Genomic DNA, 11907 nt, shown 5'->3' with positions numbered 1-11907 from the left:
GGTCGCCCGACGACCGGTATCTCTACTACGCGAGCGACCGCGAGAACGACGGCACGATCTTCCGGCGCGCGAGCGACGGCATGGGGGCGCCGGAGGAGGTCGGGCGGACGGCCGAGGGTTTCTGGCCCCTCGCCGCCTCGCACGATGGGCGCTTCCTCGTGGCCGGAGCCATGGTCGCGGGCACGGGATTCGACCTGCTGCGCCTCGACCTCGATACGAAGAAGGTGACGCCGCTGGTCGCGACGCCGTTCCAGGACGACAATCCGGCGCTCTCCCCTGACGATCGCCTGCTCGCCTACGCCTCCGAACAGTCGGGGCGATGGGAGGTCTACGTGCAGGCGCTTTCGGGTGGCAGCGGCCGCTGGCAGGTGTCGACGGAGGGCGGGCAGTGGCCGCGCTGGCGAGGCGACGGCAAGGAGCTCTTCTTCCTCGCGGCGCCCGACCGTCTGATGTCGATCGAGGTCGCTCCCGGCGACGTGCCGCGCTTTCAGCCGCCGCGCGAGGTCTTCCGCCAGGCGATCGAGAGCTTCGACGCGTCGCCCGACGGCCAGACCTTCGTCGCGCTGCGGCCTTCGGACAGCGACCTCACCCGCCCGCTGACCCTGGTCACCCATTGGCCCCGGAGGCTCGCTCCGCGGTGAGTGCATTTCGACGACCCGGCGAGCGCACCTTGACTGCGCGCTCGGTCCAGCATACCTTGCATGCATCACTCTGATGCACCAGGTGCATCAGCCCAGTCTCAGTGAGGACTTGCCATGGACGCCATCACCCTCCGCAAGCTGCCACCGCACGTCGCCGAGGCGGTGCGCAAGCGCGCAGCCGAGCAGAAGACGAGTCTCAACCGCGCGGTGATCGGACTGCTCGAGGAGTCGACCAGTATCGCTGCGGGCGCCACGAAAGAGGAGCGTCACGAGCTCGACGCCCTTTGCGGCGCCTGGTCGCCGAGTGAGGCGCGCAACTTCGACCGCGCCCTCGCGGACCTGCGACGCCTCGATCCGGATCTCTGGGAGTGAGCGACCTCTTCCTCGACACCTCGGCCTACTCGGCGCTCCTGCGCGGTGACGTTCGGGTGCGCGACGCCCTGCGGGCCGCCGGCGCGATCCGCGTCAACCCGGTAGTCCTTGGCGAGCTTCTCGCCGGCTTCCTGCGCGGACGCCAGCGCGCGAAGAACGAGGCCGAGCTCGGGCGCTTCCTCGCCTCGCCGCGCGTCGCTGTGGTGCCGATCGACGAGGGCACCGCCGAGCGCTACGCCCTCCTCGTCACCAGCCTGCGACGCCGCGGCAAGCCGATCCCCGCCAACGACCTCTGGATTGCCGCCTCGGCGGCCCAGCACGGCCTCCGACTGCTCACCCTCGACGCCCACTTCCTGGCCGTCGATCAGGTCGTCGTCGAGCACCTCGAAGCGACGGGCGCCCCGTGAGCCTCGCCCCCGGCACCCGCCTCGGTTCCTGCGAGATCACCGCCAAGCTCGGTGAAGGCGGCATGGGCGAGGTCTACCGCGCCACCGACACCAAGCTCGACCGTGAGGTCGCGATCAAGGTGCTGCCGGCAGCCTTCATCGAAGACAGGGAGCGCCTGGCGAGATTCGAGCGCGAGGCGAAACTTCTCGCGCAGCTCAACCACCCCAACATCGCCCAGATCTACGGCCTCGAGACCAGCGGCGCAACGCACGCCCTCGTGATGGAGCTCGTCCCCGGCCCGACCCTGGCCGATCGCCTCGAAACCGGACCTCTTCCCTTGACCGAAAGCCTTTCCTTCGCTCTACAGATCGCGCAAGCGCTCGAAGAGGCGCACGAGAAAGGGATCGTCCATCGCGACCTCAAGCCTCAAAACATCAAAGCTTCCAGTGAAGGAAAAGCCAAAGTCCTCGACTTTGGTCTCGCGAAGGCGATGGATCCGGCCGCGGGTACTTCGAACGTCGCGGATCTCGCGCGCTCGCCGACGCTCATGAATTCGCCGACCTTGACCGGGGTGCACGGGACGCAGTTGGGCGTCATCCTCGGCACGGCGGCCTACATGGCGCCCGAGCAGGCGCGCGGCGGCGCGGTCGACAAGCGGGCCGACATCTGGGCCTTCGGCGTCGTCGTCTACGAGATGCTGACCGGCAAGTCGCTCTTCGCCGGGCCGACCGTCTCCGACACGCTCGCCGGCGTTCTCAAGTCGGCGATCGATTTCGCCGCGCTGCCCGCCGACACGCCGCCGGCGATCCGACGGCTGCTGCAGCGCTGCCTCGAGCGCAACCCGAAGAACCGTCTGCACGACATCGCCGACGCGCGCCTCGTGATCGACGACGAGCTCGCCGGGCGAGGCGACGGGCTGCCGCCTGTGGGCGCAGCGCTGCCGGTGAGCTCGCCGCCGCTCTGGCTCCGAGCCCTGCCCTGGCTCGGCGGCACCGTCGCAGGGATGGTGATCGGAACGCTCGCGACGCTCCCAGCCTCGCGTGCTTCCGCCCCAGGCGCGGGCCCCAGCGCCAGCGGGGCATCGATTCGGACGCTGGTGGCGGCGGGACTTTCGACCCACCCCTCGGTCTCTCCCGATGGCCGAACGCTGGCCTTCGAGTCGCAGCGCGACGGCGTCGGCAAGATCTGGATCAAGGACCTGACCAGTGGATCCGAGAGCCCGCTCGTGCCGCACCTTTCCCAGCTGCCCGCGTTCTCTCCCGACGGCACGAGCGTCCTCTTCTCCGCCGGCGAGGGGGAAGAGCTCGATCTCTTCCGCATCTCGCTCGCGACCCGCGAAGAGCGCCTGGTGGCACGCGCTGCCGATGAGGGCGATTGGGCCCCCGACGGCAAGAGCGTCGTCTTTCTGCGCCGCACCCGGGTTGCCGGCCAGGAAGACCGGCGCGTGCTCGTCTCGGCCGACCTCGAGGGCGGAGCGGAGCGCGTGCTCCTCTCTGCCGACGGCAGACAACTCCACGAGCCGCGCTGGTCGCCCGATGGCAGCCGGATCGCCCTGGTGCTGAGCTCGGCACAGACCGGGGTCACCGAACGGCTTGGACTCCTCGACCCGGCGACGGGCAAGCTCGAGGAGATCTCGCTCGAGCCGCTCAGCCGGCGCGGCGGGAAGATTCAAGGCATCGCCTGGATCTCGGTGCGGCAACTCGCATTGCTGGTGCTCGACAGCGGTGCTCTGATCTCGTCGTCGGGGCGCATTGCGCTCTTCGATCTCGCCAGCCGGCAGGTCAGCAGCCTCCTGCCGCTCGCGAGCGGCGGCTGGGGTCTCGACGTCGCGGGGAAGAACTCGCTGATCGTCGGTGCCGGCTCGACCGATCAGAACCTGTTCGAGGCCCGGCGCGGCGTGGCGGGTCAGCGGTTGGAGTGGGGCGCCCCGGAGCTCGCGACCGAGGGTCCGTTCCGCGATCGCCAGCCGGTCTACTCGCCCGATGGGAAGTGGTTGCTCTTCACCTCCAACCGCAGCGGCAATCTCGACGTCTGGCGGCGCGACCGCACGACCGGCGAGCTGCGCCGCTTGACGGACCACGAGGCCGACGACTGGGATCCGGCGTTGAGCCCGGACGGCCAGCGCCTGCTTTTCAGCTCGAATCGCACGGGTAAGTTCCAGATCTGGATCGCCGCAGCCGACGGCAGCTCGCCGCGCCAGGTGACCGACCTCGAGAACGCTCAGAACCCGACCATGACCGCGGACGGCGCCTGGATCGTCTTCGGGTTGCAGGAGGCCGGCGCCGACAAGGACGGCATCTGGAAGATCCGTCCCGACGGGACCGAAGCCACGCTCGTCGCTGCCGACGGCTCCTACCTGACTCCCGAGATCAGCCCGGAGGGCCGCTACGTCGCGATGCAGAGCTCGGGCAAGCAGCGCCTTCTCCGCCTCGCTGACGGCGCGCTGCTCGACGGAGACCTCGGCGAAACCTCTCGCTTCCGCTGGTCGGTCGAGGCCGGCAGGACCTATCTCTGGGCGATCGGCACCGCCGCAGAGGGCAACGAGATTCGGCGCTACCCGTTCGACGCCGACAACGGCCGGCTCGGTCCAGGCCAGGTCGTGCTCGCCGACGACGCGGCGGGCGGCGCCGAGACCTTCGGCGTCGCCCGCGACGGCTCGGCGGTCACCTTCGCCAGCCTCGCGAATCGGCGCGGGCAGTTGGTCCGGATCGACGGCCTGACGAGCCTCGAACCCTGAGCCCGCGCCTCGCCAGCAGGCCAGAATCCAGCCATCCTCCCCGGATTTCTTCCGGTTGCGGTCGGAGGCTGGGCTAACATCGACCTGCGACGCACAAAAGCAGAAAACGTCCTTGCGCTCCAAAGGAGCTCTCCTGATCGGCGAACGACTGGGCCCCTACGAGATCACCGCCAAGCTGGGTGAGGGCGGCATGGGCGAGGTCTACCGCGCCACCGACACGCGCTTGAAGCGCGAGGTGGCGATCAAGGTCCTGCCGGCGGCCTTCACTGAGGACAAGGAGCGCCTCGCCCGCTTCGAGCGCGAGGCGCAGCTCCTCGCCCAGCTCCACCATCCGAACATCGCCTCGATCTTCGGCCTCGAGGAGAGCGGTGGCCTCAAGGCGCTGGTCATGGAGCTCGTCGACGGCCCGACGCTCGCCGACCGCCTCGAATCGGGGCCTCTTTCCTTTACCGAAAGCCTTTCCTTCGCGCTGCAGATCGCGCAAGCGCTCGAAGAGGCCCACGACAAGGGCATCGTCCACCGCGACCTCAAGCCCCAGAACATCAAAGCTTCCAGCGAAGGAAAGGCCAAGGTCCTCGATTTCGGGCTGGCCAAGGCGATGGATGCGACCGCGAGCTCCGCTTCCGCGGCCGACCTCGCGCGCTCGCCGACGCTCTTGAATTCGCCGACGCTCACCGCCGTACACGGGACTCAGCTCGGCGTCATCCTCGGCACGGCCGCCTACATGGCTCCGGAGCAGGCGCGCGGCGCGGCCGTCGACAAGCGGGCCGACATCTGGGCGTTCGGCGTCGTGCTCTACGAGATGTTGACGGGCAAGTCGCTCTTCGCCGGGCCGACGGTTTCCGACACGCTCGCTGGCGTGCTCAAGACCGAGATCGACTGGAAGGCCCTACCCAGTGAAACGCCGACGGAGATCCGGCGGCTGTTGCGCCGCTGCCTGGAGCGCAACCCGAAGAACCGTCTGCACGACATCGCCGACGCCCGCCTGGTGCTCGACGATCTCCTGGCCGGAAGGGCGGAAGCCGGTGACTTGCCGGCGGCGGGCGTCGTCCCGAGCGCGGCTCGCGGCGCGGGCTGGCCGACGAAGCTCGCCTGGCTTGGCGCAGGTCTGGTCGTCGGTGCGCTGGCGATCGCCGGTCTCGGCCGGTCGCTCTTCCAGCCGCCGCCGGCCCGCCCGCCGGTGGTCCGTTCGCTGACCTATTCAGGGACGAGCGGCGCCGCGAGCATCTCGCGCGACGGCAAGTTCATGGCTTTCATCTCGTCGCGCGACGGCACGCCGCGCATCTGGCTCAAGCAGCTGGCGAGCGGCGAAGAGGTCGCCCTCACCGCCGGCCGCGATAGCTGGCCGCAGATCTCCCCGGACTCGGGCTCCGTGCTCTTCAGGAGAGCCGGGAAGGGCAATTTCGACCTCTATCGCGTGCCCCTGGTCGGCGGTGAACCGCGGCGCCTCGCGAGCAACGTCGACCTCGCCGGCTGGTCGCCGGACGGGAAGCGGATCGCCGTGGGGAGGCTGAAGGAGCGCGGCAGCCAGATCGTCCTGATCCCGGCCGAAGGCGGCGGGGAGCAACGGCTCCTCGAGCTGGATGCAGGTGTGCGCGGCCTCGACTGGTCGCCGGACGGCAACGCTCTTCTGCTGGTGACCAGCTCGCGGGTGAACTCGATCTCGTCGACCGCGCTCGAGACGGTAGAGGTCGCCAGCGGCCGGCGGCGGGAGCTCTACCGCCTGCCGGCCGGGAGCGTCACCAGCGTGGCGCGCTGGGATGGCAACGAAGCGGTGATCTTTGCCTGGTCGCCGTCGCAGGCCGGGCGAGGGGAGACCCTCCTGCAGCGCCTCGAGCTCGGCGAGCCGACGCCGCTACCCGTCTTCTCCTTCACCTCCCTCCCTGGGAGGATCGAGCTCGCCGGCCCCGGAGCGCTGCTCTTCGACGCCGGCGGGATCCACCAGAACCTGTTCGAGATCGGCGGCGGCGCGACGTCGGGCGAGAGCCTCGGCAAGGGACTGACCGGCGGGCCGACGCGCGACCGCCAGCCGGCCTTCTCGCCCGACGGACGCCGGATCCTCTTCACCTCGGACCGCTCGGGGAGCCTCGATCTCTGGTCGCTCGAGCTCGCGACCGGCGCCGTCCGCCGGCTTACCTTCGACGCTACGGACGACTGGGATCCGCAATGGAGCCCGGACGGGAAACACCTCCTCTGGAGCTCGAACCGCGGCGGCCACTTCGAGATCTGGATCGCCGAGCCGGACGGCACCGGCGCCCGCCAGGCGAGCGCCGACGGGCGCGACGCCGAAAATCCGACGATGTCCGCGGACGGCGCCTGGATCGTCTATTCGTCGAGCAATGCCGCCGCCCCGGGAATCTGGAAGGTCCGCCCCGACGGGCGCGACGCCACCCGGCTTCTCGCTGGCGCTTACACGCTGCCCGAGCTCGCGCCGCAGTCGGGCTGGATTGCGGCGGTCGAAACTGCGCCAGGCAACGAGCGCACGATCCGCATCTTCCGACTCGACGACGGCGCCGCGGTCGCCGAGCTCTCCGTCGCCGGCCGGCGGCTGAACCCGGGCCGGTCGCGCTGGCTGCCGGACGGCCGGACCCTCGTCTTCTACGGCGACGACGAGTCCGGGCGGGCGGCGCTCTTTGAGCAACCGATCGTACCCGGCCGCGACACCCGGAGCGAGCGGCGGCGGGTGGCCGTGAGCGACGCGCAACGGGTGATCGAGTCGTTCGGCGTCTCGCCGGTCGACGGCCACATCGTCGTCTCGGCCGGTTGGGCCGACAGCGACATCCTGCTCGCCGAGGGCATCCCGGGCATCGGCGCGGGGCTGCAGAGGAGGGAACCGTGAGCGGTTCGTCGTCGGACCTCCGCGCCTCACCTCCGGCAGCTTTGCCGGCGCTGCCGCTCGACTCTCTGGTCTCCGCCGCGGATGGACTCGAGGGCGTGCGGCGCGGCGATCTCGCGCCCGGCGACCGGCTGCTGGTCTCGACGAAGAACTCGATCTACTCCCTGGTGGCGCGTGCCGACGGCCGCTTCGACATTTCTGGTGGCCGCTTCGCCCGCGAGTCGGGACCGGAAGGCGGCACGCAGACCCTCGAGGTCCACGGCTGCACCGCCGGTGGCCACGCTCTTTTCACCCGCATCGTCGCGGCCCCGGGCCTCTTCCTCGAGCTCGGCGACGGCACCCGCACCACCCGCATCCGACGCGTGCGCAGGATCCCCGCCGGCACGCTCGCCTCCTGAGCGGCTCAGGCGCCGATCAGGGTGTTTTCATCGAGGGCGCGAACGGCCCGGCGCGGTGGACGACCTCGCCGCCCACCACGGTGAGCAGGACATCGACCGCGGCGATCTCCTCGGCGGGGATCGTGAACGGATCCCGGTCGAGGACAATGAGGTCGGCGAGCTTCCCGACTTCGAGCGAGCCGGTCTCCTTCTCCTGGTGAAGCGCGAAAGAGGAGTTCATCGTGATGGCGCGGATCACAGTGGCGCGGGAGAGGCCGATGTCGTCGCCGAGCCGGCCGGCGTACTGCGGCCCGGCTGCGGGTGAGTTGGTGCGTGTCACGCCGACCTTGAGACCGAACCACTCGTCGAGCGGATCGACCGGCCAGTCGCTGCCGTAGGCGATGCGCGCTCCGGCGCCGTGGAGGAAGCCGAGCGGCTCGAAGTACTTGAAGCGCTGCGGGCCGAGGTAGTCGCGGGCGCCCTCGATCGTGTCGCCCGCCGGCTTCGCCCATTGGAACGACGGCACCGGAATGACATCGAGCTTGCCGAAGCGCGCGAAGTCGTCCGGGTGGACGACCTCGACGTGCGCGATCGCGGCGCGGATCGCCTCGCCCGGGTAGACGGCGCGCATCGCCTCGTATCCGTCGAGCGAGAAGCGCACGGCCCCGTCGCCGTCGGCGTGAATGTGCGGATCGATCCCGGCTGCGGCGAGCGAGAGCAGCAACGCCTTCAGGACGTCGGCCGCGAAATAGGGCGCCGGGCCTCGGTTGCCGCTCGACACCCACTTCGGCTTCTGCGCCGTGCCTCGGTTCTCGAGGTACGGCTCGACCATCACGCCGGTGAACGCCGGCGCGGTGATCACGCCGTCCATGTACAGCTTCGCGTTCCGCACCGTGATCGTCGGGCGCACGACGACCGGCCCCTGGTCGAAGCGGCGCGCGATCTCGAGCAGTGCGGCGACGGCCTTCTCCGGCTCCTTGCCTTCCTCCGGCTCGATCTCGACCGCGAAGTGGGCGCGCGCGGTGAGCGTCCCCTCGCGCGCGACCGCCGCATAGGCCGCGATCGTCTCGGCGTCGGCGGAGACGTCGAGAAAGGTGGTGATCCCCTCCTTGCGCATCGCATCGAGCGACGTGCGCGCGGCGGCGAGCCGGTCGGAGTCGGTCGGCTCGGGCAGCAGCGGATCGAGGATGCGCTGTGCCGAGTCCTCGAGCAGGCCGGTCGGCGCTCCGGCAGCATCGCGTGCGATGAGCCCGTTCTCCGGATCGGGCGTCGCCGCCGTGATCTTGCCGAGCGCCAGTGCGCGCGCGTTGGCCAGTGAGGTGTGGCCGAAGGAGTTGTGGACGACGATCGGGCGCTGCGTCTGGAGGACGTCGAGATCGGCGTGGCTCGGCACCGTGCCCGACGGGAGCATGCTCTGCTGGAACCAGTTCCAGACCTCGAGCCAGCCGTCGGGCTCCTTCTCTTTCGTCGCGTCGAGGCAGGCCTGGATCCGCGCCTGAAACTCGGCGACGGTGAGCGCTGCGTAGTCGAGACTGCAGGCGACGAGCTTTCGGCCGGCCGAGAGCGGATGCATGTGTGCGTCGACCAGCCCAGGCATCATCACCCGGCCGCCCAGGTCGACCACCTTGGTCCCCTCGCCGGTGAGTTTCACGGCGCCGGCGGCATCGCCGATGAAGACGATCCGCCCGTCGCGGACCGCGAGCGCTTCGTGAACGCTGTCCGCGGCATCGACCGTGTAGACCTTGCCGTTGCGATAGACCGTGTCGGCGGGGCCTTCCGCCGCGTCGGCGGCGAAGGCGGCCGCGATGAGCATCCCGGCGAATCCGATGCGTGTGATTCTCTTCATGGCTCGACCCCCGATGCGTCCCGTCGCCGTCCGTCGATGACGATAGCAAGCGGCGAGGTGCTGTCGTCGCTCCGCCTCAGGCGGCGTGCCGCAGCCACAGCGGCCGGCGGCTCAGCCGACCCGCTCCAGCCGGACGCCGCGGCGGGCGAGCTGGTCGAGCAGGAAGGCGCAGGCGGCAGCGTCGCGGCCGATCCACTCCGGCGGGACGACGCCGGTCGGGCGGAAGGTCCCCGAGGCCAGCAGCCGCAGCGCGGCGGTCGCCGTGTAGCCGGTGGTGCGGGCCATTGAAGAGACCCCGCCCGCGCGGTCGTAGCGGTCGAGCATGATCCAGCGCGCCTGAACCGGCGCGCCGTCCTTCACACCGTCGGCCTCGCAGAAGAAGAGCGTCAGGTCCTCTTCGCCCGGGCCATACTGCCAGAGCGGGAAGAGCAGCCGCCCGGTGAGCTCGATCGGCGCCACGCGCGCGCCGCCGATCTCGACCGGTTCGGCCGAGAGGAATCCGGCGTCGCGCAGCATCCGCATCTTGGCCGCGTGGCCGGGATAGCGCAGCGTGAGCTCGCGCATCTCGGGGCAGGCGACAGTCGTGAGCAGCGTGCGCAGGCCATCGGTCGCGAAGGCGTCGACGGTGCCGACGCCGGGAAACTCGTAGGACCCGATCTCGGCGAGGGCGGGCTTCGCGACCACGCGGCCGCCCTCGACCACGCGCGCCGGCCGGGTGTAAATTTCGAGCACGTCGACCGGCGAGAACGCGGCCTTGTACTCCCAGCAGGGCTGCGTGCGCACGACCGGCAGGCCGCCGACGCCGCACACGAATCGGTCGAGCCGGTCCCACGTGGCCGCGTGGTGCCCGGCGAGCACGTTGGTCAGCCCCGGCGCCACGCCGGCATCGACGATGGCGGTGACACCCTTGGCCTTCGCCGCCGCGTCGAGCCGCAGCGAATCCTCCTCGAAGAAGGTGATGTCGACCACGTCGATGCCGGCGTCGATCACCGTCGCGAGCGTGCGATAGCCCATGAAACCGGGCACCGCGCCGATCGCGTAGTCGGCGCCGGCCACGGCGCGGCGGATCTCCGCCGCGTCGGCGAGATCCGCCGCCATCGTCTCGACGTGGGCCGCACCGGCCAGGCTTTGGAGCGCGGCCGCCGAGGCGTCCGCCACCCGCACTTCGAACTCCCCCTCGTGCGCCAGGTCGAGCGCCATTGCGTGGCCCACCCGACCGCCTCCGAGCACCGTCACACGCTTTGCCATGAGTTGTCTCCGGGAATCCTGCATCGCCCAGAGTAGCGCCCGGTGAGGCCCCGCTTCCCGCCCCGGCGGGGGGTTGAAGCCCGTTCCAGAGTGGCGGAGAAAGCGGGCGGCAGTCTCCCCCTCAGGGCGCCGCTGGATTGAGCTGCACCATCACCGAGTACGGCCTGCCGTCGCGGATCAGGTCGATGCCGACCCGCCGGCCCGCCAGGGAGGTGACGAGCGCCGGCACGGCGGTGACGTCGCCGAACGGTTCACCGTCGATCGCGATCAGCACGTCGCCGGGTGCGATCCGGGCGAAGGCGGCGGGCGAGCCGTTCGCCACGCTCTCCACCACGATCCCATCCTCGCGCCGGAGCCGCGCCTGCTCGTCTGCGGAAAGTGGCCGCGAGACGATCCCCAGGATCGCCGGCCGGGTCTTGCCCCAGTAGGCCGCGAACTGGTCGTCCGGTCCGAGGCCCGAGACGAGCATCTCCGCGCCGGGACCCGCGAGACGCTTCGCCGCCGGCGAATCCGGATCCACCGGTCGCGGGCGAAACGGCAGGACCTCGAGCGCCTTGCCGGGGGGCGGAGAGAAGTGCCCATACACGACCACCAGGGCGGCGCCGATCGCCCTGCCCTGTTCGAGGGCCTGCTCGGGGTTCGACCCGTTCTCCACTCTGGAACCACCGAGCAGCGAGTAGTCGTTCTCGAACAGGGCCGCGAGGTCGGCGGCGCTGTCGGCGGTGCCGAGGTAGAGCTCGGGGGAAGCGGGTGGCGGCAGGAAGTTGGCGCCCAGGAGTGCCGTGGGCGCGAACCGGTCGCGGTAGGGGTTGCCCGACGCCGATTCCGCGGACTCCGACCCGCCGAAGTCGATCGCCACCACCGCCGGGTTGCCGGGGTCGAAGCGCACCGGGACGGTATTGCCGGGCTGGAACTGGGGAATGCCGATCCGCGAGACCGTCGTTTTCTCGATCGTCGCCGTGAAGGCCGGGCGGTCCGGCGGCAGGACCAGCACCTTCATCCCGATCACCGGGTTGTCGTTGATCGTCCAGCCGGTGTCCCAGATCTCCTCGATCCTGGCCCTGGCCGCGACGCCGTTCTGCTGCAAATCCTCGGACAGGCCGCCGCCGAAGTGGGTGACCATGCTGGAGCAGCCCGTAAGACTCAAGCTGGCCAGCACGACGGCCGAATGCAGGGTGCACGATATCGATCGAATGCGCTTCATGAGTCAGCTCTCCTCTGCGAGGACTTTCTGCCGCCGGGACCTTGCAAGTCCTGCGCCGCCCCGAAGGAAGAGGCGTCACGGGAATCCAGCCGGGGCCAAAGGACACAGACGTGGGCGGCGCGTCAGTCGCGCACGATCCAGTGCGGCACCTGCTGGGCAGCGAGGAACTCCTCGGCGCCTTCTCCGGAGAGCATCGCGAGCGTCGACAGGAGTCCGGCCTCGGTGCAGTTGCCCGCCGCGACCGTGACCAGCCGGGGCG

Annotated in this window: 9 protein-coding genes; 6 read left to right on the top strand and 3 right to left on the bottom strand. The window is 70.4% G+C overall.

Features of this window, described 5'->3' with window-relative positions; all coding sequences use genetic code 11:
* From KBI44_19680 to KBI44_19655, 6 genes are all read left to right on the top strand, one after another.
* The coding region (locus KBI44_19680; protein MBP9146703.1) for a PD40 domain-containing protein at positions 1–641 on the top strand (641 nt) is incomplete at its 5' end.
* A gap of 114 nt (positions 642–755) precedes the next feature.
* The gene (locus tag KBI44_19675) at positions 756–1013 is read left to right on the top strand and encodes a hypothetical protein (GenBank protein ID MBP9146702.1); all 258 of its coding nucleotides are present in this window, start codon (positions 756–758) and stop codon (positions 1011–1013) included.
* Positions 1010–1420 carry a type II toxin-antitoxin system VapC family toxin gene (locus tag KBI44_19670; protein MBP9146701.1) on the top strand — a complete coding sequence of 137 codons (411 nt, stop codon included), beginning with the start codon at positions 1010–1012 and terminating at the stop codon, positions 1418–1420. The genes KBI44_19675 and KBI44_19670 overlap by 4 nt, the downstream gene beginning before the upstream one ends.
* Complete coding sequence (locus tag KBI44_19665) at positions 1417–4137, top strand: PD40 domain-containing protein (GenBank protein ID MBP9146700.1); 2721 nt, start codon at positions 1417–1419, stop codon at positions 4135–4137. The genes KBI44_19670 and KBI44_19665 overlap by 4 nt, the downstream gene beginning before the upstream one ends.
* A gap of 112 nt (positions 4138–4249) precedes the next feature.
* A complete protein-coding gene (locus tag KBI44_19660; GenBank protein ID MBP9146699.1) occupies positions 4250–6976 on the top strand; it encodes a protein kinase in 2727 nt (908 codons plus the stop codon).
* Positions 6973–7371, top strand: coding sequence for a hypothetical protein (locus tag KBI44_19655; protein ID MBP9146698.1), 399 nt, complete (start codon positions 6973–6975; stop codon positions 7369–7371). Before KBI44_19660 ends, KBI44_19655 begins: the two co-directional genes overlap by 4 nt.
* A gap of 16 nt (positions 7372–7387) precedes the next feature.
* Here the strand turns inward: KBI44_19655 and KBI44_19650 are convergent, their stop codons facing one another.
* The 3 genes from KBI44_19650 to KBI44_19640 all read right to left on the bottom strand — a co-directional run bounded on the left by KBI44_19650 (position 7388) and on the right by KBI44_19640 (position 11648).
* Complete coding sequence (locus KBI44_19650) at positions 7388–9163, bottom strand: amidohydrolase (GenBank protein ID MBP9146697.1); 1776 nt, start codon at positions 9161–9163, stop codon at positions 7388–7390.
* Between the two features lie 144 nt (positions 9164–9307).
* A complete protein-coding gene (locus tag KBI44_19645) occupies positions 9308–10444 on the bottom strand; it encodes a saccharopine dehydrogenase NADP-binding domain-containing protein (protein MBP9146696.1) in 1137 nt (378 codons plus the stop codon).
* Between the two features lie 121 nt (positions 10445–10565).
* On the bottom strand, positions 10566–11648 hold the full coding sequence (locus KBI44_19640; protein ID MBP9146695.1) for a PDZ domain-containing protein: 1083 nt from the start codon (positions 11646–11648) through the stop codon (positions 10566–10568).
* Between the last annotated feature and the right edge of the window lie 259 nt (positions 11649–11907).

It is taken from the genome of Thermoanaerobaculia bacterium (genome assembly GCA_018057705.1).
Lineage (GTDB): Bacteria > Acidobacteriota > Thermoanaerobaculia > Multivoradales > JAGPDF01 > JAGPDF01.
Note: the sequence above shows the minus strand (reverse complement) of the source record. Positions and strands in the feature narration are given on the sequence as shown.

Coding starts and splice junctions, on each gene's coding strand:
- KBI44_19675 (MBP9146702.1), top strand. CDS start 756: ATGGACGCCATCACCCTCCGCAAGCTGCCACCGCACGTCGCCGAGGCG.
- KBI44_19650 (MBP9146697.1), bottom strand. CDS start 9,163: ATGCTCATCGCGGCCGCCTTCGCCGCCGACGCGGCGGAAGGCCCCGCC.
- KBI44_19645 (MBP9146696.1), bottom strand. CDS start 10,444: ATGGCAAAGCGTGTGACGGTGCTCGGAGGCGGTCGGGTGGGCCACGCA.
- KBI44_19640 (MBP9146695.1), bottom strand. CDS start 11,648: ATGAAGCGCATTCGATCGATATCGTGCACCCTGCATTCGGCCGTCGTG.